Here is a 26,314-nt window from a genome sequence, read left to right as displayed (position 1 = left end):
GCCGACAATACCGCGCGTGATCAGGTGGTGACGCCGATTTCGGCCAGGCGGCCGAGGCAGGTCTCTTCGATAGCGTCGAGTTCCGCCAGCGTGTCGTCGATATCCTTGCGTTTCTGGCGCAGGTCGTCACGCTTCTCATCGACGCGCTTCATCAGGAGCTTCAGCTGGCCGAGTTCGCCCGGCGGCTCCTTGTAAACCTGGATGATCTCGCGGATTTCGGCGATGGTGAAACCGATGCGCCGGCCGCGGAGAATTTCTGCGATGAGCCGCCGGTCGGCTTGCCGGAACAGGCGGGTGCGCCCACGCCGCTCCGGATGGATCAGTCCCTCGTCCTCGTAGAAGCGGAGCGTGCGCGTCGAGACCCCGAATTCGCGCGTCAGTTCCGTTATGCTATAAAACTTGTTCACCGGCATGTGTTCCCCGTCGTCGGACAGACGATAATATTGACTTTTACGTAATAGTCAATTTTTGGCGGCTCAGATACCGAACCACCAGGTGGCGATACCGAGAAAGGCGAAGAAGCCGGTACAGTCCGTCACCGTCGTGACGAAGACGGAAGAGGCGATCGCTGGGTCGGCCCCCACCTTGTCGAGCAGCAGCGGCAGCAGGATGCCGGCAAGGGCTGCCGCTATCAGATTGATGATCATCGCCGCCGCAATCACGCCGCCAAGCTGGTAGTCGTGAAACCAGGTGCCTGCGATCGCGCCCATGATCGTTGCGAAGACGATTCCGTTCAGGATGCCGACGCCCGCCTCTCTGCGGATGATGCGACCGGCATTGTAGATGTCGAGATCGCGAGTGGCGAGCGCGCGCACCGTCACCGTCATCGTCTGCGTGCCGGCATTGCCGCCCATCGAGGCGACGATCGGCATCAGCACGGCGAGTGCGATCATCTTCTCGATCGAGGCGTCGAACAGACCGATGACGCTTGCCGACAGCATCGCCGTACCGAGGTTGATTAATAGCCACAGGAAGCGCGAACGCGCCGTCGAGAGCACATTGTCGGATAGCTCTTCGTCGCCGACGCCGCCGAGGCGCTTGATGTCCTCGTCGGCCTCCTCGTGGATGACGTCGACGACGTCATCGATGGTCAGCACGCCGACCAGTCGGCCGTTCTCGTCGACCACGGCGGCCGAGAGAAGGTCGTACTGCTCGAAAAGCTGAGCGGCCTCCTCCTGGTCCATCTCGGCAGGGACCGGATGGTTGGTCTCACGCATGATCTGCTCGATCTTCGTCTGCCGCTTGGTGCGCAGGATCTGATCGAGATCGACGGCGCCGAGCAGCTTGAAGGTCGGATCGATGACGAAGATCTGCGAGAAGGAATAGGGCAGATCCTCCTCGTCGCGCATGTAATCGATCGTCTGTCCCACCGTCCAGAACGGCGGCACCGCGACGAATTCCGTCTGCATGCGGCGCCCGGCCGAGCTTTCGGGATAGTCGAGCGCCCGGCGCAACCGCACCCGTTCGGTGAACGGCAGCTGGGCAAGGATTTCTTCCCGGTCTTCCTTGTCGAGATCTTCGAGAATGTAGACGGCATCGTCCGAATCGAGCTCGCCGATCGCCGCGGCGATCTGCTCGTTCGGCATCTGGTCGACGATCTCGCGGCGGATCACCTCGTCGACCTCGGTCAGGGCCGTCATGTCGAAATCGTCGCCGAGCAGGCGCACCAGCGCCAGGCGCTGATCCGGCTGGATCGCTTCCAGCAGGTCGCCTATTTCGGATTCATGCAGCCGGGCAACGTTCTGGCGCAGGAACAATGTGTCGCGGTCGGCGATAGCGGCGCCGACGAGCGCCAGGAAATCGCTGCGGACATTGCCGTCCTCATCGTAGATATCGGCTTCCTCGCCGTCAGGACGCCTGCGAATGCGGTCTTCCCCGTCGGTGGTCGTCATCTGCCGCCCTCGCACCTGGTTCGAATTTCAACGACTGCCGTGCCGCATTCGCAAATGTCGGCCGAAAACACATTGTCAACAAGCGGATAAGCGAATCCCGCGCGAGGCTCCCGCAGCCGGAATTCTTGGCCCCTGCTAGCCCAAAGCATCCGCGTCGTAAAGCGGCAAACCGTGCTTCGTGATGACAATGCCTGCGGCCGGCGATAGTTTCCTCACCCGTCCAAGCAGAGCCCGTCTAAGAGGAAGCCAGCCCCATGCCCATCCGTCCGATTCTGCGTTATCCGCATCCGGGTCTGAAGACAGTCTGCGCGCCGGTGACGGCCTTCGATTCCTCACTTACGGCACTTGCCGACGACCTGCTGGCGACCATGCGGGCCGCGCCCGGCGTCGGCATCACCGCCGCCCATATCGGCGTCTTCAGCCGCGTGACCGTGCTGGAGCTCAACAGGGCCGACGGCGTACGTCTCTACGTCAATCCGGAAATCACCTGGTTTTCGAAGGAGACGATGAGCCATGCCGAAGGCAGCGTCTCCATGCCCGGCGCGACCGACGAGGTCACGCGCCCGCGAGCGATCCGATTCCGCTATCAGGATGCAGAAGGCGCCATGCACGAGGACGCCGCCGAAGATTTCCTCGCCATCTGCATCCAGCACGAGGTCGACCAACTCGACGGCATTTTCTGGCTGCAGCGCCTCTCGCGGCTGAAACGCGAGCGTCTCGTGAAGAAATGGGAAAAAACGTCGGCCTGACAAATCCCCTCCACACCGAACCATTCGCTGATGCCGGCGTTTCCAGCAAAGGAACCCGGCAAAAAACAAGGAGCGACTGCAATGGCAAGGATCGGTGACAAGACCCAGTTCTCCCGGGAAAAGCCTGAGCTTTCCCGCGAAGAAGATTATCGCGACCTCGAGGAACGCAATCTCGACGACGGCTGGCCCTATGCCGACGGCACCGGCGCCGACCCCGCCAACCGCCCCTATGGCGAGACCGCAGCCAATTTTGACAGCGATCCCAACAGGGGCTTCCGGGTCGATGGCACGGACGAGGACGGTAACGAGAATCGCCTGAAGGATTCGCTGCGCGCCGATACCATCGACCGCGATGAAAGCGACGACCTCGAAGCGCGGGTCAACGACAATCTCGAAAACATTCCTGAAGTCGACATCGACAGCATCGAGGTTCACGCCGACGGTCACGTCATCACCCTGGAAGGCTCGGTGGAGACGATCGGCATCGCCCGCAAGGTCGAACTCGCCGCGCTTTCGGTCGATGGCGTCCATGATGTCCGCAATAAGCTGCAGCTGACCGGCGTCGACGCGCATATTCCGAACGAGGACTGACACCCAACATACCGATCATAAGCGGGAGGCGCCAAGGCCTCCCCACCCCTCCGCCTACATTACCAAAAGTTAACAAGTTAAGATTGCAGGCCGATCCATTTTTGTGAGTGCCGTATTTTGTTATTTTGCTTAGGCGGCTTGCGTAACGAGAACGTCAATTTCGTTGACAACACTGTGATTTCATTTGGACAAAAGGTCGCGGCTACGTCGTCATCTTTTCACAAAATTGCCTGAATTGGGGCGCGAACTCGTGCGTGCCGAGGGTTAGTTTATGTTGTGGAATTCAACAGCAGATTGAGGAGATAGACCCATGCGCATCAAATTTGCCCTTGCCGCGTCCCTGTTCGCCGTCAGCCTTGCAGGCGCTGCCTTCGCCCAGCCGACCTATTCCGACGACTACACCAATGACAGCGACGGTTTTGCACCGAGCCCGGTGTCGAAGCCGGCCCCGGTCCATTACAGCAGCCGCAAGGCCCCGGCCTATTCCAGCGACTACACCAATGACAGCGACGGTTTCGCCCCGAGCGCCATGGCCACCCCTGCCGTCGACAAGACCGCAACGGCGAGCATCGCCCCCCTGCCTCCGTGCCACAGCATGATTGGCCCCAAGGGCTCCCACACCAAGGGTGCCGACAGCGGCGCATCCCGCACCGAAGCATGCCGGGCAACGCATTGATCCGATAAAAGAAAGGGCCGGAAATCGGCCCTTTCTTTTTCGATCTATTTGTCTGTCGTTTCAGAATAGGAATGGAACGAGCCGGTAACGGGTTCTGCCCATGAAGGCCTCGTAAGCAGGATCCTGTTTGAGCAGGCGCTCTTCCGCCAGGAGGCGGAAACACTGCGCGGCAAGGGCGGTCGCATAGATGGCAAAATTCCAAAAGCTCGGATGGGCCAGGAAGAAGCCGATATGCGTCATCAGATAGCCAGCATACATCGGATGGCGGATAATCTTGTAGGGTCCGCCGATCTTGACGCCACGATTGGCCGGCACCAAGCCAAAGCTTCGCCGCAATGTCAGCTTTGCCGATATCTGCAGGATGAAACCGAGTGCCATCACCGTCCCGCAGAGTGCGAGCGGCGCGAGAGGCGTGGTCGCGGAGGGTGAGACGAGCAGCGGGAAGAGCGTGCCGATGGCGGTGACCGTCCAGTCAAAAAGGCGCAGCGACGCATTTCTCGTCGGTCGGCGTGTCAGGATCAGGAAGGCCGCAGCGCCCTCCGAAACGATCAGCAGGAAATCGATGATCGCCCGGTTATCCTGCATCTGCGGCAGAACACGCATGACGATCGCGACGAAAAAATACCCGATGAGGACCTTCTCGACAATATCGAGAACGAAATACACATCGAAGATCGACCAGCTTGCCGCTGAGTTTTTTTTCATTGTCCGCAAGACTTCCACATCCACCGCGTTGTGATGTCCTATATATTTGCCACCGCTAATTATAGGTTAAGACCTTCACCCACATCTCGCAGTGCAGCGATTTGATTTGCTGATCCTGACCCTAAAATGCGCCAGGCGACATCGTCCGAAGGGAAATGGGCGCTCAAGAACTGCGCGTCTACCATGTCGCGCGACGCATTGATCCGCGGAAAAATGCAAATTGCCCCGGACAAGTCGCCGTCATGCTGAGTCAGTTCTCGCCCGTCGTTTCGCCGAAAACCGACTCGAAGGCGGTGCGCAGCCGGATATCGACATCGGCCATCATCACGGGCAAGCCAAGATCGACGAGACTGGTCACGCCATAGGCTGATATCCCGCAGGGCACGATCCCGCCGAAATGATCGAGATCCGGATCGACGTTAAGCGACAGTCCGTGGAAGGTCACCCATTTGCGCAGCCTTATGCCGAGGGCGGCGATCTTGTCCTCGGCCATCGTCCCGTCCGCCAGCAATGGCTTTTCCGGCCGACGCACCCAGACGCCGACGCGATCTTCACGTCTTTCGCCACGAACATTCATCATGTCGAGCGTGCGGATGACGACATCCTCAAGGGCGGCGACGAAGGCGCGCACGTCCTGGCGCCGCCTTTTCAGGTCGAGCATGACATAGGCGACGCGCTGGCCGGGTCCATGATAGGTATATTCACCGCCACGCCCCGTCGCAAAGACCGGAAAACGGTCCGGCTGGACGAGATCGCTCGCATTGGCGCTGGTGCCGGCAGTATAGAGCGGCGGATGTTCGACGAGCCAGACGAGCTCGTCTCCGCCATCTGATATCACCGCCACCTCGCGCTCCATCGTCGCCACCGCCTCCTCATAGGCAACGAGGCCATCGGCGATGCGCCAGCGTACCGGGCGGGTGCCGGGTTGGGGAAGCATGGAGAATTCGAGATCGGTGCGAAGCATGGCCATTCCTTGCCGCTCTCCCCGAAATGCCTGCAAAAAAGGGGCGGCAGGACAGCTATATGGACCCGTTTCGGGGCCAATTCAAATGCTGTGAGCGGTTTTCAAAAAAACTGTCATATCGCCCTTGTGCACCCCAGATGCTTTTGCTACATGCTGCCCCGCCGACGCAAATCGGCACCTACCACGATGCGGTCGTGGCGGAATTGGTAGACGCGCAGCGTTGAGGTCGCTGTGGGGCAACCCGTGGAAGTTCGAGTCTTCTCGACCGCACCATTTCCCTTCAGGGGAACGCTTTCTAAGCGACGATTTCGACATCACCTCGAAGCTATTTGCGGCTGCCTGGCTTGATCGCCCGGCTTTGCCGTGATTGATGGCGTCATCCTCGCAAGAATCAGCAGCCATGTCAGAGCCCCATCAAAATTCCCTGCAGGGCATGGCCATCATGTCCGGCGCCATGCTCATCCTGCCGACCATGGATGCGATCGCCAAATACATGGCGACCTTCGAGGCGATGTCGCCGGGTCAGGTGACCTTCTATCGATTCTTCTTCCAGATCGCCTGCACCCTGCCGATTCTTTTCCCCCTTTTCGGGCTCAAGGCGCTTTCGGCCCGGCGGCCGTGGATGAACCTGCTGCGCGGTGCCCTGCATGGGGGCGCGAGCCTGCTGTTCTTCGTCGCCGTCAAATACATGCCGCTTGCCGATGTCTTCGCCATCTATTTCGTCGAGCCTTTCATGCTGGCCGCCCTGTCGGCGCTGTTTCTCGGAGAGAAGGTCGGCTGGCGGCGCTGGATAGCGATCGTCGTCGGATTCGGCGGCGCGATGATCGTCATTCAGCCAAGCTACGAGATTTTCGGCCTGAAGGCGCTGCTGCCGGTCGCCTGCGCCTTTCTGTTCTCGCTCTATCTCTTCCTCAACCGCGCCATCGGCGAGGCCGATTCGCCGCTGACCATGCAGACGATGGCCGGAATCGGCGGAACGGTGTTCATGGCCGCCGCCCTTCTCGTCGGCAACAGTTCCGGCAATGCCGATTTTGCCGTCTCTCTGCCCTCCTCCGGTCTCGGCCTTGTCCTGTTGCTCGCCCTCGGCACGATCTCCGGATATGCGCATATGCTGGTGGTCCGGGCTTTCCGGCTCGCGCCGCTGTCGCTGCTTGCGCCGTTCCAATACTTCGAGATCATCTCGGCGACCGTTCTCGGCTATGCGCTGTTCAACGATTTCCCGAGCTTTTCCAAATGGATCGGCATCTTCATCATCGTTGCATCAGGCCTCTTCATCATCTGGCGCGAGCGGTTGCAGGCGCAATCGTTAAAATCCTCCTGACCCCGGGAATATCGGGTTAACTCCGCTTCTTGAGGGATCGTCAATTCGCAGACGATAAAACAGTCTCCGGTTTCATGATGAAGCCTGGAGTTAAAACATGAGCGAATTTCGTCTCGCTTTTCCGGCCTGTGTCGTGGCCGGCAAGCATCGGCTGACGGCCGAAGATATTATACTGTTGCGCAAACATGCTTTTCCGCATGGCATTCGGACATCCGACGATGTCGTGGCGATGTTGGCGCTCAATAATTCCTGCCCTGAAAAATGTGCCGCGTGGAACGCTTTCTTCGTCGAACAGCTCGCCGGTTTCATCGTCCATTATACCTATCCGCAAGGCTCGCTTGATGAAATCAACGTCGCCTGGATCATGCGCATGTTCACGACCGATGGTGTCGTCAACTCGGCGCTGGAACTCGAGCTCATTCTCCATGTCATGGAGGTCTCGGCCGATGTCCCGGGTGAATTGAGAGCGCTCGCCCTCGATCAGGTCCGCCTGGCGATCACCGACAATATCGGTGGCTACAAGCTGTCGCGTGCCGTCGATCGCCGGGGCATTACCCGCCAGGACGTCGATTTCGCGATGCGCATCTTCAGAAGCGTCGCCGAAGGCGGCATCATCCCGGTCTCGCCGGTCGAATACGGCGTGCTCCAGCAGATCGAGCAGGCAACACTGGCCGGCGCCAATCATCCGCATTGGGCGGGGATCATGGCCGCCGTCAAGCTGCGCGAATATGCCGAGCCGCGGCGCAGCCGCTGGCTGCGCATCGTCGACGAAGAACCCGTCTCGGAAGCAGCCGTCGCCTGACCCTCCGCAAGCCTGATTGTGCGTTCCGGTGTTTTGTGCGTAAAACTCCGGGATGCATTTCTGGGTGGAGTCTCGATGTTCAAGAAAATCCTGATCGCGAATCGCGGCGAAATCGCCTGCCGCGTGATCAAGACTGCGCGCCGCATGGGCATTCAAACCGTCGCGGTCTATTCGGATGCGGATCGGGACGCGCTGCATGTCGAGATGGCCGACGAGGCCGTGCATATCGGCCCGGCCGCCGCGTCGGAAAGTTATCTGGTTGCCGAAAAGATCATCGCTGCCTGCAAGGCGACTGGCGCCGAGGCGGTGCATCCGGGCTACGGCTTCCTCTCCGAACGCGCCTCCTTCTGCGCCGAGTTGGAAAAGCAGGGAATCGTCTTCATCGGCCCGAAGCCGAAGGCGATCATGGCGATGGGCGACAAGATCGAATCGAAGAAATTCGCCAACGCCGCCGGAGTCTCCACCGTGCCCGGCCATCTCGGCATCATCGAGGATGCCGTCCATGCGGAAGTGATATCAGCCGGGATCGGCTATCCCGTCATGATCAAGGCTTCGGCTGGCGGCGGCGGCAAGGGCATGCGTATTGCCTGGAACGAGGCGGAGGTGCGCGACGGCTTCGAGCGCGCCCGCTCGGAGGCGAAGAGCTCATTCGGCGACGACCGTGTCTTCATCGAGAAATTCGTCGTTGAGCCGCGCCATATCGAGATCCAGGTCCTGGCCGATGCACATGGCAACGTCGTCTACCTCGGCGAACGCGAATGCTCGATCCAGCGGCGGAACCAGAAGGTCGCGGAAGAGGCGCCCTCGCCTTTCCTCGACGAAAAAACCCGCAAGGCGATGGGTGAACAATCGGTCGCCTTGGCGAAAGCCGTCGACTACCAGAGCGCCGGCACCGTCGAGTTCATCGTCGACCGCGACCGCAATTTCTATTTCCTGGAAATGAACACCCGTCTGCAGGTCGAGCACCCGGTGACCGAACTCGTCACCGGCATCGATCTCGTCGAGCAGATGATCCGTGTCGCAGCGGGCGAGCCCCTTCCCTTTGCTCAAGGAGATGTCAGGCTCGACGGCTGGGCGATCGAGAGCCGGCTCTATGCCGAAGATCCCTACCGCAATTTCCTGCCCTCGATCGGCCGCCTGACGCGCTACCGCCCGCCGGCGGAAGGCAGGACCGGCAATGTCGTCATCCGCAACGATACCGGCGTCTTCGAGGGTGCGGAGATCTCGATGTATTACGATCCGATGATCGCCAAGCTCTGCACCTGGGCGCCGACGCGGCTCGAGGCGATCGAGGCCATGGCCCGGGCGCTCGACGGCTTCGTCGTCGACGGCATCGAACATAATGTTCCTTTCCTGGCGGCGCTGATGAAACATCCCCGCTGGCGCGAGGGCCGGCTTTCCACGGGCTTCATCGCCGAGGAATATCCCGATGGTTTCGCGCCGATGAAACCGGAGTCGCAAGAGGAGGCCGTGCTTGCCGCCATCGCGCTTTCCGCATCGCTGATCGAGGCGAACCGCCGCGAACGTTTCGCCGATCGCCTGCGTGCTGCATCGGGCGCGCTGCGCGAGCACTGGGTGGTCAAAATCGGCGACAACCACGTCGCCGCAAGATTGCTCGACGGTCTCGTCACCATCCCTTTCGATATGGACATGGCGATCGAGGGCGAGAACCGGAGTGTTGTCACCGACTGGAGACCGGGAGACCCTGTGTGGAGCGGCAAGGTCGGCGGTCGCGACATCATCGCGCAGGTCCGTCCCGTTCTCAACGGGTTGCGCATCGACTGGCAGGGGCTTTCGGTGAGGGCCAAGGTGTTTTCGCCACGTCATGCCGAACTCGACAGGCTGATGCCGGTGAAGCTGCCGCCCGATACCTCCAAGCTCCTGCTCTGCCCGATGCCCGGCCTCGTCATCGCCATCGCCGTTGCCGAGGGTCAGGAGGTCAAGGCCGGTGAGACGCTTGCGATCGTCGAGGCGATGAAGATGGAAAACGTGCTGCGCGCCGACCGCGATCTCGTCGTCTCCAAGATCAATGCTGCAGCCGGCGAAAGCCTGGCCGTCGATGCCGTGATCATGGAATTCGCCTGAAAGGGAAAGACCGGGCGGCCGGGTGTTTTTGCTTGAGCCGAGTTCGTCGACCATGCCAAGCTCGAGCCCGATAAATCAGCTGGGAAGCAACAAAATCAGCAGGGAGATATGAAGATGGACGTTCGCGCCGCCGTTGCCGTTCAGGCCGGAAAACCGCTCGAAGTGATGACCGTGCAGCTGGAAGGGCCGAAGGCCGGCGAAGTGCTGGTCGAGGTCAAGGCGACGGGCATCTGCCACACCGATGATTTCACTTTGTCGGGCGCCGATCCGGAAGGCCTGTTTCCGGCCATCCTCGGCCATGAGGGCGCCGGCATCGTCGTCGATGTCGGTCCGGGGGTCACCTCGGTGAAGAAGGGCGATCACGTCATTCCGCTCTACACGCCTGAATGCCGCGAGTGCTATTCCTGCCTGTCCCGCAAGACCAATCTCTGCACCTCGATCCGCGCGACCCAGGGCCAGGGGCTGATGCCGGATGGCACCAGCCGCTTCTCGATCGGCAAGGACAAGATCCACCACTATATGGGCTGCTCGACCTTTTCGAACTTCACCGTGTTGCCGGAGATCGCCCTTGCCAAGGTCAATCCCGACGCCCCCTTCGACAAGATCTGCTACATCGGCTGCGGCGTCACCACCGGCATCGGCGCGGTCATCAACACCGCCAAGGTCGAGATCGGTTCGACGGCGATCGTCTTCGGTCTCGGCGGCATCGGTCTCAACGTGCTGCAGGGCCTGAAGCTTGCCGGCGCCGACATGATCATCGGTGTCGATATCAACAGTGATCGCAAGGAATGGGGCGAAAAGTTCGGCATGACCCACTTCGTCAATCCGAAGGAGGTCGGTGACGACATCGTGCCCTATCTCGTCAACCTGACCAAACGCAACGGCGACCTGATCGGCGGCGCCGACTACACTTTCGACTGCACCGGCAACACCAAGGTGATGCGCCAGGCGCTGGAAGCCAGCCATCGCGGCTGGGGCAAGTCCATCATCATCGGCGTGGCCGGCGCCGGCCAGGAGATCTCCACCCGTCCGTTCCAGCTGGTCACCGGCCGCAACTGGATGGGCACCGCCTTCGGCGGCGCGCGCGGGCGCACCGACGTGCCGAAGATCGTCGACTGGTACATGCAGGGCAAGATCCAGATCGATCCGATGATCACCCACACCATGCCGCTTGATGACATCAACAAGGGCTTCGAGCTGATGCATGCGGGCAAGTCCATCCGCGGCGTGGTCGTGTACTGATGACTGCAGCCAACTACAGGGCCGATCTCAAGAAGCTCGAAGAGCTCCCCGCGCGGGAGCTCTTCGACCTCATGAGAATGCGCGTCGATGTTTTTGTCGTCGAGCAGAACTGCCCGTATCCGGAACTCGACGGCAAGGATATCGATGCTCTGCATTTGCGCCTTCTGGAGGACGCTGAGCTCCTGGGCGCGGCGCGAATCCTGAAACCGTATGAGCCGCGGGATCCATCAAAGATCGGCCGCGTCGTCGTCTCGCCTGCCCATCGCGGCAAGCGGCTGGGCGATGCATTGATGCGCGAAGCGATCACCGCCTGTGAGCGGCTTTACCCGGCAAATCCGATCGCCTTGTCGGCGCAGGCCCATCTGCGCCGTTTCTACGAATCCTTCGGCTTTGTCGGGATATCGCAGGAATATCTGGAAGACGGCATTCCCCATATCGATATGATCAGACAGCCGGCCATTCAGCCGGCATGAGGATATAGCCATGATCTATGTCGACGCCGATGCGTGCCCGGTAAAACCGGAAATCCTCAAGGTGGCCGAACGTCACGGCCTCGAAGTGACCTTCGTCGCCAATTCCGGCCTGCGCCCTTCGCGCGATCCGATGATCCACAACGTCATCGTCTCCAATGCCTTCGACGCCGCCGACAACTGGATCGCCGAACGCGCCGGTGCGGGCGATGTCGTCGTCACCGCCGATGTACCGCTAGCCGTGCGCTGTGTCGCGACCGGCGCCTTCGTCAGCGGCCCGACCGGGCGCGTCTTCGACGAAACCAATATCGGTATGGCAAGCGCCATGCGCGATCTCGGCGCGCATTTGCGTGAAACCGGCGAGAGCAAGGGCTATAACGCCGCCTTCAGCCCGAAAGACCGGTCACGCTTCCTCGAAACCTTCGACCGCCTCTGCCGCCGCGCCAAGAGCCTTTCCGCGCAAGCCGGCGGCCAAGGCTGATCGCATCCCCAACCAGCAAAACAAGTCAGCAACAAACGGGTGGCATGGCAGCCATGCCGATTCCTACCTTGAAGTAAGCCGTCTCCTCACGCATATACGCCCCATCGCAGACGACTGCGGCATCCCTCAGGATGCAACCGTCGCGGGGACGGCCTCGCTCTTGAACAAGGAGAGTCGTATGGCTTGGTTTCTGCTTTTTCTCGCCGGCCTTTTCGAATGTGGCTGGGCGATCGGTCTTAAATATACCGAGGGTTTCACGCGGCCGCTGCCGACCACGCTGACCGTCATATCCATGGTGATCAGCATCGTGCTGCTCGGCCTGGCGGTAAAGCACCTGCCGATCGGCACCGCCTACGCGGTCTGGACCGGCATCGGCACGGTTGGCACCGTACTGCTTGGCATCTGGCTGCTTGGCGATGAGGCAAGTGTCTCCCGTCTTGCCTGCATCATGCTGATCGTCGGCGGTATCGCCGGCCTCAAACTCACTGCCTGAGATTGAGGCTGAGGGGCGTCGGCGACGTCCCTCAGCTACGGTTCAGACTGTCTTGCGGTTGTCGACGGCGAGAGCGCCGGGACCGGAGAAGAACAGGTAGAGGAAGACGAAGCAGAACAGGATCGCGGCGTCGCCCTGGTTGACCGCCGGGAAGAAGCTGCTCGGCGCATGCGCCATGAAATAGGCGACCGCCATTTCGCCGGCGAGCAGGAAAGCGACAGGGCGCGTCAGCAGGCCAATGAGAATGAGGATACCGCCGATAAGCTCGAGAAGAGCCGCGAAAAGCATCAGCGGCGGCAGCGAGCCGGACATCTGCGAAGCCGGGAAGCCGAAAAGCTTCATCGTGCCGTGTTCGATGAACAGCAGTGCGGTGATGATTCTGAGAGCGGCCAGCCCGTAGGGGCGATAGGCAGAAAGACGCTCGAAACTTAACATTAAACCTCTCCATTAAAACAATTACAGCCGAGCGTTAGCCCGTCCTCGTCAGCGATTGAACACACGGATCACTGACGGCCGTTCACATTTTCGACAGCGGGTAAACACCCGATCGCGCAGCTTTATTCGGCGGAAACGTTAAAGCGGAATGTTGTCGTGTTTCTTCCACGGATTGGCGAGATCCTTGTTGCGCAGCATCTTCAGGCCGCGCGCCAGCCGCCTGCGGGTCGAATGCGGCATGATCACCTCGTCGACATAACCGCGCTCGGCGGCGACGAAGGGCGAGAGGAACCGATCCTCGTACATTTTCGTATGTGCGGCGATCTTCTCGGGATCGGCGATATCCTTGCGGAAAATGATCTCGACCGCGCCCTTGGCGCCCATCACGGCGATCTGCGCCGTTGGCCAGGCATAGTTCAGGTCGCCGCGCAGATGCTTCGACGCCATCACGTCATAGGCACCCCCGAAGGCTTTGCGGGTGATGACGGTGAGCTTCGGCACCGTTGCCTCGGCGTAAGCGAAGAGCAGCTTGGCGCCGTGCTTGATGAGGCCGCCATATTCCTGCGCCGTGCCCGGCAGGAAGCCCGGCACGTCGACAAACGTGACGATCGGAATATTGAAGCAGTCGCAGAAGCGCACGAAACGGGCCGCCTTGCGCGAGGCGTCGCTGTCGAGCACCCCGGCCAGCACCATCGGCTGGTTGGCGACGAAGCCGACGGTGGAGCCTTCGACGCGGCCGAAACCGCAGACGATGTTGCCGGCAAAACTCGCCTGGATCTCGAAGAAATCCCCCTCGTCCGCCACCTTCCGAATCAGTTCCTTGATATCGTAAGGCTTGTTGGCGCTCGCCGGCACCAGCGTGTCGAGAGAGGCGTCGACTTCTGTCACCGACTGGTAACATTCGATCTCCGGCAGCGGCGCGGTATTCGACAGCGGCAGGAAATCGATCAGCCGGCGCACCTGCAACAGCGTTTCGACATCATTGTCATAGGCGCCGTCGGCAATCGACGAGCGCACCGTATGGACGACGGCGCCGCCGAGTTCTTCGGCTGTCACTGTCTCGTTGGTCACGGTTTTCACCACATCCGGACCGGTGACGAACATGTAGGAGGTATCGCGCACCATGAAGATGAAATCGGTCATCGCAGGCGAATAGACGTCGCCGCCGGCGCAAGGCCCCATGATGACGGAGATCTGCGGGATGACGCCGGAAGCCAGCACATTGCGCTGGAACACCTCGGCATAACCGCCGAGGGCCGCCACGCCCTCCTGGATACGGGCGCCGCCCGCATCATAGATGCCGACGATCGGCGCGCGGTTCTTCAGCGCCATGTCCTGTACCTTCATGATCTTCTCGGCATGCGCTTCCGACAGCGAACCGCCGAAGACGGTGAAGTCCTTGGCGAAGACGAACACCGTGCGGCCGTTGACCGTCCCCCAGCCGGTGACGACGCCGTCGCCGGCAACACGGCTCTTGTCCATGCCGAAATCGGTGGAGCGATGTTCGACGAACATGTCGAACTCCTCGAAGGAGCCCTCGTCGAGGAAAAGGTCGATGCGCTCGCGCGCCGTCAGTTTGCCACGCTTGTGCTGGGCGTCGATGCGGGCTTTGCCACCGCCGAGACGGGCGATGTCGCGGCGCCGTTCCAGTTCTTCGAGAATTTCCTTCATGCGATCTCCCTCGCCGCTGCGGGCGGCAATCCGGCGGTAGATTTGTCCTAGCGGCTGCGGCCGCTGAGCGAGAAAACCGAGCGTATCCTTGCTGCAACGTCCTCGGCCAGGATCTCGTCGGCAAGCTTGGGATCGGCAGCGATGCTGGTCACGTCGAAGGCGCTGACGGCGATGACCGAGCCGTCCTCGACCGAGGCGGCGTCGATGCTGATCTTGGCGACGTTGCGGTCCTTCTGAAAGCCGAGGCCCTTTTCGACGGACACCACCCGGATCGTCAGCACCACCCGCGGCAGCACCGTGTTGCGCACCGTGGCGTTGATCGCGGCGTTGACGCGGTCGTTGATGCCGGAAAGCAGCTCGGCCGGCATGTTCGGGCCGGAGAGAACGACGGCGCTGCGCACATCATAGACCGGCGTCTCCGGCTTCGTGCCCGAGAGACTGACGCAGGCCGTGAGCGCGATACAGACGAGTGCGGCCCGGCAAAAACACGACCTCAGCCAATTCATTGCAAAATCCCGCACCACCCCGTTGGAGTCGCAGATTTCGCCATAATGCCTGGGAAGGCAATATGTTTCAGGCGCTTAGGGCGAAAAAAACATCCGTCGCCGCCTTGAACTCGGCAAAGCGCTTGGCCCGCCGCTCCTCAGCTTCCTCGTCGCTGCCCCAATGCTCGATCGTCCAGTCCTCGTCGAGATGGGCAAGCGACCAGGCCTCCTCCATCGTCACCCGGCCCTCGGCGAAGGCGAGCGCCAGGATCGCCGAACCTGTGAGCGTGGTGACCGTGTGGAGTGCTGCAAGCGCCATCGCGCTGTCATATCTGGCGAGCGTGACGGCGAAGGCGGCGGTCGCCTCGCGCGGCTGCTCCTGCGGCATCACCCCTTCGACAAGGATGAAGCGAGCGCCGAGATCGTTTGCCGCCCAGTCGATGACGGGGTCCCAGCGCTCCGCCTGCCGCTCGACCAGCAATTCCGGCCCATCGGCGCGATAGCAGAGCAGGTCGCTGGAGGAAAAACGCAGGATATCCTCGAAAATCGCCTGCGCATTGGCGGTAACGCCGTCGAGCGCGGTGTTGACGAGCCGTGTCACCGGCATGCTCACCGGATTGATTTCCTCGCCCTGCGCCTGCCATTCGGCCGCGACAAGCCGCGCCAGCACCTCTGTCGGAACGGCCAGAACCTGCCGCGCCGGCGTGCGCACCATCTTGCCGTCGAGCGTGATCGCAAAACCGCCCTCGTGCTCGGCAATGGAGACGTCGGTATAGAAACGCTTCGGCAGCGGCTTCTTCATCTGGATCTGCGCGCGGCGGATGGGATCGGGATGGCTCAGGCCTTCGGAAAGGTCGTTCAGCAGATCGCGCATGGGCTCACCTCAGGAAAAATGACGCAATATCTCGTTCGGATGGTAGGCGATCGCATCAGCGCCGTTGGCGATCAGCTCATCCACGCTGGCATAGCCCCAGGCAACACCGATCGCCTTGGCGCCGGCAGCCTTTGCCATCTGCATATCGTAAACGGCATCGCCGATGACAATGGTGTCGGCAGCATTCATGCCGGTTTCATCGCAGCATTCCGTCACCATGGCCGGATGCGGCTTGGAGGGGCAATCGTCAGCGGTCCGTGCGACGATGAAATGCTCGTCGAAGCCATGCGTCTCCATCACCAGCTTCAGCCCACGCCTGGATTTGCCCGTCACCGCGCCGATCAGCAGGTCTTCGCGCCCGCTGATCGCATCGATCATCTCGCGAATGCCGGGAAACAGCGGCTCCTTGTAATCGAGATCCTGACGCACGATCGAGAACAGCGATTTGTAGTGCGCCGTCATGTCGATGTCTTCCTGCTCGACATGCGGCCTGCCCTGCATTCGGGCGATCGCAATATCGAGGGACAGGCCGATAATCGCCTTGGTGTCGTCAAATCGCGGTTCCGGCTTGCCGAACCTATCAAAGGTCCGGCGCATGGTTTCGTGGATCAGACCAGCGCTATCGACCAGCGTGCCGTCACAATCGAAAAGCGCCAGTTTCATTCGTCGTCCCTTTCGGCGCTGGAGAGATCGAAGCCGAGAAGATTCCAGGTCTGGACCATGTGCGGCGGCAGCGGCGCGCTGACGCGCAGCCGCCCGCCGGAGGGGTGCGGAATGTCGATGTGGCGGGCATGCAGATGCAGACGCTTCTGGACGCCGCCTGGAAAATCCCAATTCGGATCGTCGTCGAAATATTTCGGATCGCCGATGATCGGGTGGCCGATATGCAGGGCGTGAACGCGCAACTGATGGGTCCGGCCGGTATAGGGTTCCATCTCCAGCCAGGCAAGGTTCTGGGCGGCGGTTTCGAGCACACGGTAGAAGGAGACGGCATGGTCCGCCCCGTCTTCGCCGTGTTTGGCGATCCGCATGCGGTCGCCGTCGGCAGTCGGCTCCTTGACGAGCCAGGTCGAGATCTTGTCCTCATGCTTGCGCGGCACACCCTTGACCAGCGACCAATAGGTCTTCTTGGTGTCGCGCTCGCGGAAGGCGGCCGTCAGCTTCTGCGCGGCGCCGCGCGTACGGGCGATGACGAGAACCCCTGACGTGTCACGGTCGAGGCGATGAACGAGCCGCGGCTTCTCGCCCTTCGGGCTGGTCCAGGCTTCGAGCATCTGGTCGATATGTCTGGCGACGCCGGAGCCGCCCTGCACCGCAAGCCCGGGCGGCTTATTGAGCACGATCACCTTGTCGTCCTCATGCAGCACCATGCGCGACAGCAGTTCGAAATCGGTCGAATGCTTGAGATCCTTTCCGGCGATCGGTCCGGATTTCAGCTTCGCATCGACATCGAGCGGCGGCACGCGCACCGTCTGGCCGGGCTGCACGCGCGCATCCGATTTGACACGTCCACCATCGACGCGCACCTGACCGGAGCGCAGGAGTTTCTGCAGCGGACCGAAACCGAGCCCCGGAAAGTGCACCTTGAACCAGCGATCGAGCCGCATGCCGGCTTCGTCGGGTTCAACCTTGATATGTTCTATGCCAGCCATTAAAAATCTTTCGGAAATTGCAGCGCAGGCCGAGCCGGCGTTCTTGCCGCAGCCTTTAGAGCATTTTCACGCAAAACGGAAACCGGAAAAGAAATCAGGCCAAAGCGCGCATGACGGCGAGGCCTGCGATGACAGCCGCCATCGAAAGCCCGACGCTCGCAACGATGTAGACGCCGCCGGCCACCGCCTCACCACGCTCGAACAAGGAGATGGCATCGAGCGAGAAAGCCGAGAAGGTGGTGAAGCCGCCAAGGAAGCCGGTGATCAGCAGCAGGCGCAGTTCCACCGAGGCGTTGAATTTCCGCGCGATCAACTCGGCAAAGACGCCGATGACAAAGCAGCCGACGATATTGACGGCGAGCGTACCCCAGGGAAAGCCTGGCCCCATGAGCCTCAGCGCCCACTGGCCGACATAATATCTGAGGAGGGAACCGATGGCGCCGCCGACGGCGACGAGAAGAGCCTGGATCATGAGCCGGATTTACCGCGTTGCGAAAGTGATTCCAACTGACCCCCTATGAATTCTTACCATTTTGTAAAATGCCAATGATTTTCTTATGATGGCGCCAAGATCATGCCGATACGGTGATGGCATGACCCAGTTGCTGTCGATATCGGCCAACACCGCCGCCGTTGCCTTCGAATCGCTGCGCATCCCGCAGCGTGTCGCGACGAGCACGGCGGCACGCGATGCACGGCGCCTTGCCGACCGGCAGTCGAAGGCTGAGAGCACTGACGAGGTCGACGAGCCTTCCAGCATTATCCAGTCGACGGAGGTGGCGCTCGACCTGATGGCCAAAGGCAACCGTCAGCCGCAGGCGGGCCTGAAACAGGCGCTGCGATCCTACGAAGATTTCTGAGGCATTTGCCTTGCCCGAACGAAAAGCCCGCGGCTGCAATCGCAACCGCGGGCGTTTCTGTCTTCACAATCGTGGTCCTTACTTGCCCTGGGCCGACAATACTTGCAGCACCAGATCGACCTTACCGGCCTTTTCGAAGGTCAGCGTCACCGGCACCGTGTCGCCCTGCTTGAACGGCGTCTTCACCTTCTGGAACATCAGATGCAGGTTGCCGGGCTCGAGCTTGACCGTCTCGCCGGCAGCAATGGCGATGCCGTCCTTCAGCTGGCGCATCCGCATGACATTGTCCTTGGTCTCCATCTCGTGGATCTGAACCTCGCCTGATGCAGGCGAGCTCACGGACACCAGCCGATCATCCGTCTGGCCGTTGTTCTTCACCGTGAAGAAACCGCCGCCGACCGGCTGGCCGGGCAGCATCGCCTTGGCGAAGCCGCCGGAGATTTCGAGATCGCCGGCCTTGACCGTTTCGCCGGCCAGCGCCGCAGCGCCCATGCCGGTCATGTCCATGCCGGCCATGTCGTCATGATCGTGGCCGTGACCTTCGCCCGCCACGACCTTCAGGAGCGGCGCCGGGCTTTTCAGGCCATGCGCGTCGTCGCCCTCCTTCGCCACCTGATCCCAGGCCTCGACGGTATCGCCACACATCTGCGTCACCGGAAAGGCAAGCGAGGTGCCGGCTTCGACGCCCGAAACCTTACCCTGGATCACGAAGGTGTCGTAGAAATCGTCGGAGAGATTGCCGTTCTTCCAGCGGATCTCGATCGCGCCTGATTTCACCTTGTCGCCGTGATTGTCGTAGGTCTTCTGGTAATCGCCCTTGATCACCTCGAGCTCCCAGCCGGCTTTCGGCTGCGGCTTGGCGAAGACGAAACCTTCCGGCAGCTTGACTCGCACTTCCGTGGTCGCCTTGCCGTCGCAGCCATGCGGCAGCTGCAATGTGGCGAGAATGGTGCTGTCCTGCTTTGCCTGCTTGTCGAGGAAGGTTACATGCGCCTCGGCGCCGGCAAAAGCGGTGGCGGAAAGAACGGCGGCAAACGCAAATGTCTTGCCAAATTTTTCGATAGTTTTCATCGGATATCTCCTCGCCGGCCGCGGACTTCTCTCAAGTGGACCGGCATTACTGATCATGGTTGCGATAACAGATCAGGCGAGGATGGGGGGCGCGCGGGAATTCGCCCGGCTGACGGCGCCTGCGCCGACAACGACAGAGATTTCGACCGGCGCGTTGATCAGCGAGCCGAGCTTGCGCTCGAGCCAGGAGCCCGCATCCGGCGTCGGCAGGATGACCGAGGCCGACAGCCGGCAAGCTTCACAATTCGGTTTGAAGGTAAGGGTCTTGCCGTCGGCGTCCTCTATGGTGACGCAGAGCGAGGCGAAGGTGCCGTCGGGCAGCACATAGGCCGCGGCATCGTAGCCCTCGGCGGCGGCAGCCTGCGGCGCCTGATGGGCAAGGCCGAGCAAAACCAAGCTCAATGCGCAAAGCATGCGCAGGAAGAGCGTCGCTTTCAGTCCGGTCTGCCGCATGAGATCCCCTTCAACAGCATGTCGCGATAGCCGGTTTCCCCGCCGAATGCAAAAGCAGATTTGCCGCAGATTAGGGCTTGGTTGGAATAAGACGACAAAAATTTGCCCGGTCACGACATTTGCCCCTTGCCAAGCGCTGCACCCGCCGGATAATTGCGCCAACCTTGTTGGGAGAATCCGGTGCTTTCGCCACCGGTGCCGAAGGAGCAACCGCCCCGGAAACTCTCAGGCAAAAGGACCAGCAAGGGGCAGACGGAACTCTGGAGAGAAGCGTTCTCGAAACGCTCGCCGAAGGGATAACAATCTCAGGCACTCAGGACAGAGGGGGCTCAGGAGAGAAGTGCGCAACCGCGCCTTCAGATTTGAGCCCGCGCCTTCCTGAGAAGGCGCAAACCCCGGAGGCGTCTTTTGGACGATACTGCTGCCCTGAAGAAAACCCCGCTGCATGCCCTGCATCTGTCGCTCGGCGCCCGCATGGTGCCGTTCGCGGGTTATGACATGCCGGTGCAATATCCTGCAGGTGTCATGAAGGAACATCTTCATACCCGCACCGAAGCCGGCCTCTTCGACGTCTCCCATATGGGCCAGGTGATCGTGAAGGCGAAATCGGGCAGCTACGAAGATGCCGCGCTGGCGCTCGAAAGCCTGGTGCCGGTTGACATACTGGGCCTTGCCGAAGGCCGTCAGCGCTATGGCTTCTTCACCGACGACACCGGCTGCATTCTCGACGACCTGATGATCACCCATCTCGACGATCATCTTTTCGTCGTCGTCAACGCGTCGTGCAAGGAAGCCGACCTCGCCCATCTGCAGACCCATATCGGCGACCAATGCGATATCACCCTTCTCAATCGTGCTCTGATCGCGCTGCAAGGACCGCGTGCCGTCGAGGTTCTCGCAGAGCTCTGGGCCGACGTCGCGGCGATGAAATTCATGGATGTGCGCCACTGCCGCCTGCACGACGTTTCCTGTCTGGTCTCGCGCTCCGGCTATAGCGGCGAGGACGGCTTCGAGATTTCGATCCCCGTCGACAAGGCCGAGGATGTCACCATGCGGTTGCTCGAACATCCCGACGTCCAGGCAATCGGGCTCGGCGCCCGCGATTCGCTGCGCCTGGAAGCCGGCCTCTGCCTCTACGGCAATGATATCGACACGACCACCTCACCGGTCGAGGCAGCACTTGAATGGGCCATGCAGAAGGCAAGGCGCGGCGGTGGTGCACGCGCCGGCGGCTTCCCCGGCTCCGGCCGCATCCTTTCCGAACTCGAAAACGGCGCCGCGCGCCGCCGCGTCGGCCTGAAGCCGGAAGGCAAGGCCCCGGTACGCGGCCATGCCAAGCTCTACGCCGATGCCGAGGGCAAGGTCGAAATCGGCGAAGTCACCTCGGGCGGCTTCGGCCCCAGCGTCGAAGGCCCCGTCGCCATGGGCTACGTGCCGATCTCTCATGCTGCGGCGGGCACACTCGTTTACGCCGAGGTGCGCGGCAAATATCTGCCGATCACCGTCAGCGCCCTGCCCTTCGTCACACCGACCTACAAACGCTAAACCTTTTCCAGAGAGGACGAACAATGCTGAAATTTACCGAAGAACACGAATGGCTGAAGATCGAAGGCGGCGTTGCGACGGTCGGCATCACCAACTATGCCGTCGATCAGCTCGGCGACCTGGTTTTCGTCGAACTGCCGGAAGTCGGCGCGACCTTCTCCAAGAACGGCAATGCCGCGACCGTTGAATCCGTCAAGGCTGCTTCCGACGTCTATTGTCCGCTTGATGGCGAGATCACCGAGGTCAATCCGGCCATCGTTGCCGATCCGTCATTGGTCAATTCCGATCCTCAGGGCGCCGGCTGGTTCTTCAAGCTGAAGCTTGCAAATCCTGCTGACGCCGATGGCCTGCTCGATGAGGCGGCCTACAAGGAGCTCACTGCGTAATGACGACGCCGACGGAATTCCAGTTTACCGACTACCAGCCCTACGATTTCGCCAATCGCCGCCATATCGGCCCCTCGCCGGCTGAGATGACCGACATGCTGAAGGTGATCGGCTATGACAGCCTCGACGGCCTGATCGACGCGACGCTGCCGCCCTCGATCCGCCAGAAGGCGCCGCTCGTCTGGGGCGCGCCGATGACCGAGCGTGAGGCGCTCGACAAGCTGCGCGAGACCGCCAACAAGAACAAGGTGCTGGTCTCGCTGATCGGCCAGGGTTACTACGGCACGATCACGCCGCCCGTCATCCAGCGCAACATCCTGGAAAACCCGGCCTGGTATACGGCCTATACGCCTTACCAGCCGGAGATCAGCCAGGGCCGCCTGGAAGCGCTGCTCAACTACCAGACGATGATCTGCGACTTGACCGGCCTCGACGTCGCCAACGCCTCGCTGCTCGACGAGGCGACCGCCGCCGCCGAAGGCATGGCGATCGCCGAGCGCGTCGCCAAGTCGAAGGCAAAAGCCTTCTTCGTCGATGCAGACTGCCATCCGCAGACCATCGCCCTCATCCGCACCCGCGCCGAGCCGCTCGGCTGGAGCGTCATCGTCGGCAATCCCTTCACCGATCTCGACCCCGTCGATGTCTTCGGGGCGATCTTCCAGTATCCCGGCACGCATGGTCACGTGCATGATTTTACCGGCCTGATCGCCCGCCTGCACCAGACCGGCGCCATCGCTATCGTCGCCGCCGATATCCTGGCGCTGACGCTGCTGAAGTCGCCCGGCGAAATGGGCGCCGATATCGCCATCGGTTCCTCGCAGCGCTTCGGCGTCCCGGTCGGCTACGGCGGCCCGCATGCAGCCTATATGTCGGTCAAGGATGCCATCAAGCGCTCCATGCCCGGCCGTCTCGTCGGCGTCTCCGTCGATGCCCGCGGCAATCGTGCCTATCGCCTGTCGCTGCAGACCCGCGAGCAGCATATCCGCCGCGAGAAGGCGACGTCGAATATCTGCACCGCCCAGGTGCTGCTCGCCGTCATGGCCTCGATGTATGCCGTCTTCCACGGCCCGAAGGGCATCAAGGCGATCGCCCAGCAGGTGCACCAGAAAGCCGTGCTGATGGCCAAGGGCCTGGAAAAGCTCGGCTATAAGGTGGAACCCGACACCTTCTTCGACACGATCACCGTCGACGTCGGCCATATGCAGGGCCTCATCCTGCGCGCCGCCGTTGCCGAAGGCGTCAATCTGCGCAAGGTCGGCGAAACCCGGATCGGCATGAGCCTCGACGAGCGCACCCGCCCTGCCACGCTCGAAGCCGTGTGGCGCGCCTTCGGCGGCAATTTCACTATCGCCGATTTCGAGCCTTCCTACCGCTTGCCGAAGGGCCTGCTTCGGACCAGCGACTACCTCACCCATCCGATCTTCCACATGAACCGCGCCGAAAGCGAGATGACGCGTTACATCCGCCGGCTCTCCGACCGGGATCTGGCGCTCGACCGCTCGATGATCCCGCTCGGCTCCTGCACGATGAAGCTCAATGCGACGGCGGAAATGCTACCGATCACCTGGCCGGAATTTTCCGATATCCATCCTTTTGTGCCGGCCGACCAGGCGCTCGGTTACCGCGAGATGATCGACGACCTGATCGAAAAGCTCTGCGCCGTCACCGGCTACGACGCCTTCTCGATGCAGCCGAATTCCGGCGCGCAGGGCGAATATGCCGGCCTGCTGACGATCCGCAACTATCATATCGCCAATGGCGACGGCCATCGTGACGTCTGCCTGATCCCGACCTCGGCGCATGGCACCAACCCGGCCTCGGCCCAGATGGTCGGCATGAAGGTGGTCGTCGTCAAGGTGCGCGAGAATGGCGATATCGATCTCGACGATTTCCGCGCCAAGGCTGAGCAGCATGCGGCAAATCTCTCCTGCTGCATGATCACCTATCCCTCGACGCACGGCGTCTTCGAGGAAACCGTCAGGGAAATCTGCGATCTGGTGCATGAGCATGGCGGCCAGGTCTATCTCGACGGCGCCAACATGAACGCCATGGTCGGCCTGTCCCGCCCCGGTGACATCGGCTCCGACGTCAGCCACCTGAACCTGCACAAGACCTTCTGCATTCCGCATGGCGGCGGCGGACCCGGCATGGGCCCGATCGGAGTCAAGGCGCATCTGGCCCCCTACCTGCCCGGCCATCCCGAAACCGACGGCCGCTCGGGCGCGGTCTCGGCCGCCGCCTTCGGCTCCGCCTCGATCCTGCCGATCTCCTGGAGCTATTGCCTGATGATGGGCGGCGAAGGCCTGACCCAGGCGACCAAGGTGGCGATCCTCAACGCCAACTATATCGCCACCCGGCTGAAGGGCGCCTATGACGTGCTCTACAAGTCGAAGACCGGCCGGGTCGCGCATGAATGCATCATCGACACACGCCCGCTGGTCGATAGCTCAGGCGTCACCGTCGACGATGTCGCCAAGCGCCTGATCGACTGCGGCTTCCACGCGCCGACCATGAGCTGGCCGGTCGCCGGCACGCTGATGATCGAGCCGACGGAAAGCGAGACCAAGGCCGAGCTCGACCGTTTCTGCGAGGCGATGCTGGCGATCCGCGAGGAAGCCCGCGCCATCGAGGATGGCCGCATGGACAAGACCAACAACCCGCTGAAGAACGCCCCGCACACGGTCGAAGACCTCGTCGGCGAATGGGACCGTCCCTACAGCCGGGAACAGGCCTGCTTCCCGCCCGGCGCCTTCCGCGTCGACAAATATTGGTCCCCAGTCAACCGCGTCGACAACGTCTATGGCGACCGCAACCTGATCTGCACCTGCCCGCCGGTGGAAAGCTACGCAGAGGCAGCCGAATAACGCTCACACCTGACGCCGTAGCGAAAGCCGAGCAATCCAAGCCCCTTCCATCATGGGAGGGGCTTTCCTCATTCTGATAGAAATGTGCGAAGGAAGGTCATTCCATGCCCCAGGATCAAAGCGAAGCAAGAATGCAGGCGCCATGGTCGAAACCTGTGCTCGTCGCCCTCGAAGAGTCCGGCAAATACACGAGCATCGATACCACCCAGGCCGCCTCCTGGGCGATGATCGAGGATTGGCCGACCGAGGACGGTGCCGCACTCGACCAGGCGCTGCTGATCTGCGCCGACGTCATCAAGGGCAAGCGCACCGGCGAGGACGCACGCAAAGCATTCATCGCCGCCGCGGTCGAAGCTGGCCTCGATATCAAGACCTGAACGGCGGAGACACGACGCCCCGCGTAGGTTCAACGTAAGAGAAGCGGACCGGTTTGCAGCCGATCCAGCTTCAATACCTCGGCAGGGGCACCCGTTCCCGGTTCCCCTGCTCTCCGTCAGTACCAAAATGTGCGGTTTGCCGCTTAGAAGCGCTCGCCGACCATGTCCTCGCTCTTGGCCCACAATGCCTTGGCCGTCGCGGGATCGAGCGCGTAGCTGCGCACGCCTTCGGAAATCGGGCTGATTTCCGCATCCGTTACTTCGGAGACGTGGCAATTTTCGCAATATCTGCCGCCGACCGCGTCTGCCGGAGCGACGAAACCTGCCCAGACTGAGGTCGCGGCACCTTGCGGGATCGTCTTCCGCTGGAAGGGCGGTTTGCCCTCGGCGGCAAGTGCTGCGTTGATCTCAGCCATCATGCCTTCGATCGCGCCGGCGCCGACATGACGGTCGAGCTCGGTCTGAATGCCGCCGGGATGCAGTGCCGTCGCACGGATACCACGCTTCTCGAGGCGCCGGTCGAGCTCCACCGCGAACAGGATATTTGCGGTTTTCGACTGGGCATAGGCCGCCCAGGGCTCATAGGTCTTGCTCTCGAAATTGAGGTCGTCGAGGCTGAAAGGAGCCATGCGATGGGCCGAGGACGCGACGATCACCACACGGCCGCCCGATTTGACGAGCGATGCGATGCGATTGACCAGCACAAAATGACCGAGATGATTGGTGCCGAACTGCGTTTCGAAACCATCGGCGGTGCGGCCGAAGGGAGCAGCCATCACGCCGGCATTGGCAATGACGACGTCGAAGGGGCGGCCATCCGCGATGAGCGCATCGGCGCAGGCCCGCACGCTTGCCAGAGAAGCAAGATCGAGCTCGACGATGTCAAGACTGCCGCCATTGGCTTCACCGGCGCGCACGACTTCCGTTGCCGCCCTTGCCTTTGCAAGGTCACGGGCCGTACCCACCACCTGCGCTCCATGGGCTGCCAGGACACGTGCGGTTTCCACGCCGAGACCGGCCGAAACACCCGTCACCAGAACACGCTTGCCCTTGAGATCGACGCCGGCGAGCACCTCATCGGTGGTCGATGTCGCGCCAAAAAGTCCACTCATGATTATCTCCTTGATCATGGCGCACCGCTCCGGGCTGGAGGACCATTGTCCGCCGGCC

The 26,314-nt window shown here is 61.6% G+C and carries 29 protein-coding genes, 1 tRNA gene and 2 riboswitches; of the genes, 16 read left to right on the top strand and 14 right to left on the bottom strand.

Annotated elements, in window-relative coordinates; translation table 11 throughout:
• Window positions 1-20: 20 nt before the first annotated feature.
• Both ACMUVN_RS05945 and mgtE read right to left on the bottom strand, forming a co-directional pair.
• Window positions 21-413, bottom strand: a complete 393-nt coding sequence (locus ACMUVN_RS05945) for a MerR family transcriptional regulator (RefSeq protein ID WP_018242133.1) — start codon at window positions 411-413, stop codon at window positions 21-23.
• Window positions 414-476: 63 nt separating this feature from the next.
• The gene (gene mgtE, locus ACMUVN_RS05940) at window positions 477-1,892 is read right to left on the bottom strand and encodes a magnesium transporter (protein WP_047615313.1); all 1,416 of its coding nucleotides are present in this window, start codon (window positions 1,890-1,892) and stop codon (window positions 477-479) included.
• Window positions 1,893-2,146: 254 nt separating this feature from the next.
• Between mgtE and ACMUVN_RS05935 the strand changes: the two genes are divergently transcribed.
• From ACMUVN_RS05935 to ACMUVN_RS05925, 3 genes are all read left to right on the top strand, one after another.
• Entirely contained in the window at window positions 2,147-2,641 is a 495-nt protein-coding gene (locus ACMUVN_RS05935) for a peptide deformylase (RefSeq protein ID WP_097623409.1), read from the top strand.
• An 81-nt stretch (window positions 2,642-2,722) separates the two neighbouring features.
• Window positions 2,723-3,232, top strand: a complete 510-nt coding sequence (locus ACMUVN_RS05930; protein ID WP_048338723.1) for a BON domain-containing protein — start codon at window positions 2,723-2,725, stop codon at window positions 3,230-3,232.
• A 310-nt stretch (window positions 3,233-3,542) separates the two neighbouring features.
• A complete protein-coding gene (locus ACMUVN_RS05925; protein ID WP_047615317.1) occupies window positions 3,543-3,908 on the top strand; it encodes a hypothetical protein in 366 nt (121 codons plus the stop codon).
• A gap of 60 nt (window positions 3,909-3,968) precedes the next feature.
• Here ACMUVN_RS05925 and ACMUVN_RS05920 read toward each other — a convergent pair whose 3' ends face one another.
• Window positions 3,969-4,613 carry a methyltransferase family protein gene (locus ACMUVN_RS05920; RefSeq protein ID WP_047615318.1) on the bottom strand — a complete coding sequence of 215 codons (645 nt, stop codon included), beginning with the start codon at window positions 4,611-4,613 and terminating at the stop codon, window positions 3,969-3,971.
• Between the two features lie 250 nt (window positions 4,614-4,863).
• The gene (gene lipB / locus ACMUVN_RS05915) at window positions 4,864-5,583 is read right to left on the bottom strand and encodes a lipoyl(octanoyl) transferase LipB (RefSeq protein WP_047615320.1); all 720 of its coding nucleotides are present in this window, start codon (window positions 5,581-5,583) and stop codon (window positions 4,864-4,866) included.
• A 182-nt stretch (window positions 5,584-5,765) separates the two neighbouring features.
• On the opposite strand from lipB, the gene ACMUVN_RS05910 reads away from it, so the two are divergent.
• From ACMUVN_RS05910 to sugE, 8 genes are all read left to right on the top strand, one after another.
• Window positions 5,766-5,850 (top strand) — tRNA-Leu (locus ACMUVN_RS05910).
• 97 nt (window positions 5,851-5,947) lie between these two features.
• Window positions 5,948-6,898, top strand: a complete 951-nt coding sequence (locus ACMUVN_RS05905) for a DMT family transporter (protein ID WP_414814910.1) — start codon at window positions 5,948-5,950, stop codon at window positions 6,896-6,898.
• 97 nt (window positions 6,899-6,995) lie between these two features.
• A complete protein-coding gene (locus tag ACMUVN_RS05900; protein ID WP_132571862.1) occupies window positions 6,996-7,700 on the top strand; it encodes a hypothetical protein in 705 nt (234 codons plus the stop codon).
• 75 nt (window positions 7,701-7,775) lie between these two features.
• Complete coding sequence (locus ACMUVN_RS05895) at window positions 7,776-9,785, top strand: acetyl-CoA carboxylase biotin carboxylase subunit (RefSeq protein WP_414814909.1); 2,010 nt, start codon at window positions 7,776-7,778, stop codon at window positions 9,783-9,785.
• A gap of 114 nt (window positions 9,786-9,899) precedes the next feature.
• Window positions 9,900-11,027 (top strand): S-(hydroxymethyl)glutathione dehydrogenase/class III alcohol dehydrogenase, encoded by a 1,128-nt coding sequence (locus ACMUVN_RS05890; RefSeq protein ID WP_132573274.1) that lies wholly within the window; start codon window positions 9,900-9,902, stop codon window positions 11,025-11,027.
• Window positions 11,027-11,500, top strand: coding sequence for a GNAT family N-acetyltransferase (locus ACMUVN_RS05885; RefSeq protein WP_414814908.1), 474 nt, complete (start codon window positions 11,027-11,029; stop codon window positions 11,498-11,500). Before ACMUVN_RS05890 ends, ACMUVN_RS05885 begins: the two co-directional genes overlap by 1 nt.
• A gap of 10 nt (window positions 11,501-11,510) precedes the next feature.
• On the top strand, window positions 11,511-11,978 hold the full coding sequence (locus tag ACMUVN_RS05880) for a YaiI/YqxD family protein (RefSeq protein ID WP_047609910.1): 468 nt from the start codon (window positions 11,511-11,513) through the stop codon (window positions 11,976-11,978).
• A 178-nt stretch (window positions 11,979-12,156) separates the two neighbouring features.
• Window positions 12,157-12,471, top strand: a complete 315-nt coding sequence (gene sugE, locus ACMUVN_RS05875; RefSeq protein WP_047609912.1) for a quaternary ammonium compound efflux SMR transporter SugE — start codon at window positions 12,157-12,159, stop codon at window positions 12,469-12,471.
• 42 nt (window positions 12,472-12,513) lie between these two features.
• On the opposite strand, the gene ACMUVN_RS05870 is transcribed toward sugE, so the two are convergent.
• The 7 genes from ACMUVN_RS05870 to crcB all read right to left on the bottom strand — a co-directional run bounded on the left by ACMUVN_RS05870 (window position 12,514) and on the right by crcB (window position 18,060).
• Window positions 12,514-12,906 carry a DoxX family protein gene (locus ACMUVN_RS05870; RefSeq protein WP_132571865.1) on the bottom strand — a complete coding sequence of 131 codons (393 nt, stop codon included), beginning with the start codon at window positions 12,904-12,906 and terminating at the stop codon, window positions 12,514-12,516.
• Window positions 12,907-13,044: 138 nt separating this feature from the next.
• Window positions 13,045-14,577: an acyl-CoA carboxylase subunit beta gene (locus tag ACMUVN_RS05865; protein ID WP_063475250.1), complete on the bottom strand. Its 1,533-nt coding sequence runs from the start codon at window positions 14,575-14,577 to the stop codon at window positions 13,045-13,047.
• A 47-nt stretch (window positions 14,578-14,624) separates the two neighbouring features.
• Window positions 14,625-15,083 carry a hypothetical protein gene (locus ACMUVN_RS05860; protein WP_047613903.1) on the bottom strand — a complete coding sequence of 153 codons (459 nt, stop codon included), beginning with the start codon at window positions 15,081-15,083 and terminating at the stop codon, window positions 14,625-14,627.
• A 67-nt stretch (window positions 15,084-15,150) separates the two neighbouring features.
• Window positions 15,151-15,936: an ATP12 family chaperone protein gene (locus ACMUVN_RS05855; protein ID WP_132571868.1), complete on the bottom strand. Its 786-nt coding sequence runs from the start codon at window positions 15,934-15,936 to the stop codon at window positions 15,151-15,153.
• Between the two features lie 9 nt (window positions 15,937-15,945).
• The gene (locus tag ACMUVN_RS05850; RefSeq protein ID WP_097594406.1) at window positions 15,946-16,599 is read right to left on the bottom strand and encodes an HAD-IA family hydrolase; all 654 of its coding nucleotides are present in this window, start codon (window positions 16,597-16,599) and stop codon (window positions 15,946-15,948) included.
• A complete protein-coding gene (locus ACMUVN_RS05845) occupies window positions 16,596-17,588 on the bottom strand; it encodes an RluA family pseudouridine synthase (protein ID WP_132571870.1) in 993 nt (330 codons plus the stop codon). The genes ACMUVN_RS05850 and ACMUVN_RS05845 overlap by 4 nt, the downstream gene beginning before the upstream one ends.
• Before the next feature lie 94 nt (window positions 17,589-17,682).
• A complete protein-coding gene (gene crcB / locus ACMUVN_RS05840; protein WP_132571879.1) occupies window positions 17,683-18,060 on the bottom strand; it encodes a fluoride efflux transporter CrcB in 378 nt (125 codons plus the stop codon).
• 121 nt (window positions 18,061-18,181) lie between these two features.
• On the opposite strand from crcB, the gene ACMUVN_RS05835 reads away from it, so the two are divergent.
• Window positions 18,182-18,448: a hypothetical protein gene (locus ACMUVN_RS05835; protein WP_047609931.1), complete on the top strand. Its 267-nt coding sequence runs from the start codon at window positions 18,182-18,184 to the stop codon at window positions 18,446-18,448.
• 78 nt (window positions 18,449-18,526) lie between these two features.
• Here ACMUVN_RS05835 and ACMUVN_RS05830 read toward each other — a convergent pair whose 3' ends face one another.
• A complete protein-coding gene (locus ACMUVN_RS05830) occupies window positions 18,527-19,519 on the bottom strand; it encodes a DUF1775 domain-containing protein (protein ID WP_047609933.1) in 993 nt (330 codons plus the stop codon).
• A 72-nt stretch (window positions 19,520-19,591) separates the two neighbouring features.
• The gene (locus tag ACMUVN_RS05825; protein WP_047609935.1) at window positions 19,592-19,972 is read right to left on the bottom strand and encodes a hypothetical protein; all 381 of its coding nucleotides are present in this window, start codon (window positions 19,970-19,972) and stop codon (window positions 19,592-19,594) included.
• A 158-nt stretch (window positions 19,973-20,130) separates the two neighbouring features.
• A riboswitch (glycine riboswitch) is annotated at window positions 20,131-20,219 on the top strand.
• A 3-nt stretch (window positions 20,220-20,222) separates the two neighbouring features.
• Window positions 20,223-20,304: riboswitch (glycine riboswitch) on the top strand.
• A 76-nt stretch (window positions 20,305-20,380) separates the two neighbouring features.
• On the opposite strand from ACMUVN_RS05825, the gene gcvT reads away from it, so the two are divergent.
• From gcvT to ACMUVN_RS05805, 4 genes are all read left to right on the top strand, one after another.
• On the top strand, window positions 20,381-21,517 hold the full coding sequence (gcvT, locus tag ACMUVN_RS05820; protein WP_047609937.1) for a glycine cleavage system aminomethyltransferase GcvT: 1,137 nt from the start codon (window positions 20,381-20,383) through the stop codon (window positions 21,515-21,517).
• 23 nt (window positions 21,518-21,540) lie between these two features.
• On the top strand, window positions 21,541-21,903 hold the full coding sequence (gcvH, locus tag ACMUVN_RS05815; RefSeq protein ID WP_047609939.1) for a glycine cleavage system protein GcvH: 363 nt from the start codon (window positions 21,541-21,543) through the stop codon (window positions 21,901-21,903).
• Window positions 21,903-24,767, top strand: coding sequence for an aminomethyl-transferring glycine dehydrogenase (gene gcvP / locus ACMUVN_RS05810; RefSeq protein WP_047613905.1), 2,865 nt, complete (start codon window positions 21,903-21,905; stop codon window positions 24,765-24,767). Before gcvH ends, gcvP begins: the two co-directional genes overlap by 1 nt.
• Window positions 24,768-24,898: 131 nt before the next feature.
• A complete protein-coding gene (locus tag ACMUVN_RS05805; RefSeq protein WP_047609943.1) occupies window positions 24,899-25,144 on the top strand; it encodes a DUF982 domain-containing protein in 246 nt (81 codons plus the stop codon).
• Window positions 25,145-25,287: 143 nt separating this feature from the next.
• Here ACMUVN_RS05805 and ACMUVN_RS05800 read toward each other — a convergent pair whose 3' ends face one another.
• Window positions 25,288-26,256 carry an SDR family NAD(P)-dependent oxidoreductase gene (locus tag ACMUVN_RS05800; protein ID WP_047611574.1) on the bottom strand — a complete coding sequence of 323 codons (969 nt, stop codon included), beginning with the start codon at window positions 26,254-26,256 and terminating at the stop codon, window positions 25,288-25,290.
• Window positions 26,257-26,314: the final 58 nt, after the last annotated feature.

Source organism: Rhizobium sp. IY2 (assembly GCF_047532935.1).
Classification (GTDB): Bacteria; Pseudomonadota; Alphaproteobacteria; order Rhizobiales; family Rhizobiaceae; genus Rhizobium; species Rhizobium anhuiense.
This window is presented reverse-complemented; position numbering and strand designations above follow the sequence as displayed.

Excerpts from the sequence above, each read along its gene's own strand:
- ACMUVN_RS05870 (WP_132571865.1), bottom strand. The coding sequence starts at position 12,906 with ATGTTAAGTTTCGAGCGTCTTTCTGCCTATCGCCCCTACGGGCTGGCC.
- ACMUVN_RS05830 (WP_047609933.1), bottom strand. The coding sequence starts at position 19,519 with ATGAAAACTATCGAAAAATTTGGCAAGACATTTGCGTTTGCCGCCGTT.
- ACMUVN_RS05905 (WP_414814910.1), top strand. The coding sequence starts at position 5,948 with ATGGCGTCATCCTCGCAAGAATCAGCAGCCATGTCAGAGCCCCATCAA.
- ACMUVN_RS05850 (WP_097594406.1), bottom strand. The coding sequence starts at position 16,599 with ATGAAACTGGCGCTTTTCGATTGTGACGGCACGCTGGTCGATAGCGCT.
- ACMUVN_RS05835 (WP_047609931.1), top strand. The coding sequence starts at position 18,182 with ATGACCCAGTTGCTGTCGATATCGGCCAACACCGCCGCCGTTGCCTTC.
- ACMUVN_RS05890 (WP_132573274.1), top strand. The coding sequence starts at position 9,900 with ATGGACGTTCGCGCCGCCGTTGCCGTTCAGGCCGGAAAACCGCTCGAA.
- ACMUVN_RS05855 (WP_132571868.1), bottom strand. The coding sequence starts at position 15,936 with ATGCGCGATCTGCTGAACGACCTTTCCGAAGGCCTGAGCCATCCCGAT.
- ACMUVN_RS05885 (WP_414814908.1), top strand. The coding sequence starts at position 11,027 with ATGACTGCAGCCAACTACAGGGCCGATCTCAAGAAGCTCGAAGAGCTC.
- lipB (WP_047615320.1), bottom strand. The coding sequence starts at position 5,583 with ATGGCCATGCTTCGCACCGATCTCGAATTCTCCATGCTTCCCCAACCC.
- ACMUVN_RS05900 (WP_132571862.1), top strand. The coding sequence starts at position 6,996 with ATGAGCGAATTTCGTCTCGCTTTTCCGGCCTGTGTCGTGGCCGGCAAG.
- ACMUVN_RS05920 (WP_047615318.1), bottom strand. The coding sequence starts at position 4,613 with ATGAAAAAAAACTCAGCGGCAAGCTGGTCGATCTTCGATGTGTATTTC.
- gcvH (WP_047609939.1), top strand. The coding sequence starts at position 21,541 with ATGCTGAAATTTACCGAAGAACACGAATGGCTGAAGATCGAAGGCGGC.
- mgtE (WP_047615313.1), bottom strand. The coding sequence starts at position 1,892 with ATGACGACCACCGACGGGGAAGACCGCATTCGCAGGCGTCCTGACGGC.
- ACMUVN_RS05865 (WP_063475250.1), bottom strand. The coding sequence starts at position 14,577 with ATGAAGGAAATTCTCGAAGAACTGGAACGGCGCCGCGACATCGCCCGT.
- sugE (WP_047609912.1), top strand. The coding sequence starts at position 12,157 with ATGGCTTGGTTTCTGCTTTTTCTCGCCGGCCTTTTCGAATGTGGCTGG.
- ACMUVN_RS05845 (WP_132571870.1), bottom strand. The coding sequence starts at position 17,588 with ATGGCTGGCATAGAACATATCAAGGTTGAACCCGACGAAGCCGGCATG.
- ACMUVN_RS05825 (WP_047609935.1), bottom strand. The coding sequence starts at position 19,972 with ATGCGGCAGACCGGACTGAAAGCGACGCTCTTCCTGCGCATGCTTTGC.
- ACMUVN_RS05895 (WP_414814909.1), top strand. The coding sequence starts at position 7,776 with ATGTTCAAGAAAATCCTGATCGCGAATCGCGGCGAAATCGCCTGCCGC.
- ACMUVN_RS05925 (WP_047615317.1), top strand. The coding sequence starts at position 3,543 with ATGCGCATCAAATTTGCCCTTGCCGCGTCCCTGTTCGCCGTCAGCCTT.
- ACMUVN_RS05880 (WP_047609910.1), top strand. The coding sequence starts at position 11,511 with ATGATCTATGTCGACGCCGATGCGTGCCCGGTAAAACCGGAAATCCTC.
- crcB (WP_132571879.1), bottom strand. The coding sequence starts at position 18,060 with ATGATCCAGGCTCTTCTCGTCGCCGTCGGCGGCGCCATCGGTTCCCTC.
- ACMUVN_RS05860 (WP_047613903.1), bottom strand. The coding sequence starts at position 15,083 with ATGAATTGGCTGAGGTCGTGTTTTTGCCGGGCCGCACTCGTCTGTATC.
- ACMUVN_RS05930 (WP_048338723.1), top strand. The coding sequence starts at position 2,723 with ATGGCAAGGATCGGTGACAAGACCCAGTTCTCCCGGGAAAAGCCTGAG.
- gcvP (WP_047613905.1), top strand. The coding sequence starts at position 21,903 with ATGACGACGCCGACGGAATTCCAGTTTACCGACTACCAGCCCTACGAT.
- ACMUVN_RS05945 (WP_018242133.1), bottom strand. The coding sequence starts at position 413 with ATGCCGGTGAACAAGTTTTATAGCATAACGGAACTGACGCGCGAATTC.
- ACMUVN_RS05935 (WP_097623409.1), top strand. The coding sequence starts at position 2,147 with ATGCCCATCCGTCCGATTCTGCGTTATCCGCATCCGGGTCTGAAGACA.
- ACMUVN_RS05800 (WP_047611574.1), bottom strand. The coding sequence starts at position 26,256 with ATGAGTGGACTTTTTGGCGCGACATCGACCACCGATGAGGTGCTCGCC.
- ACMUVN_RS05805 (WP_047609943.1), top strand. The coding sequence starts at position 24,899 with ATGCAGGCGCCATGGTCGAAACCTGTGCTCGTCGCCCTCGAAGAGTCC.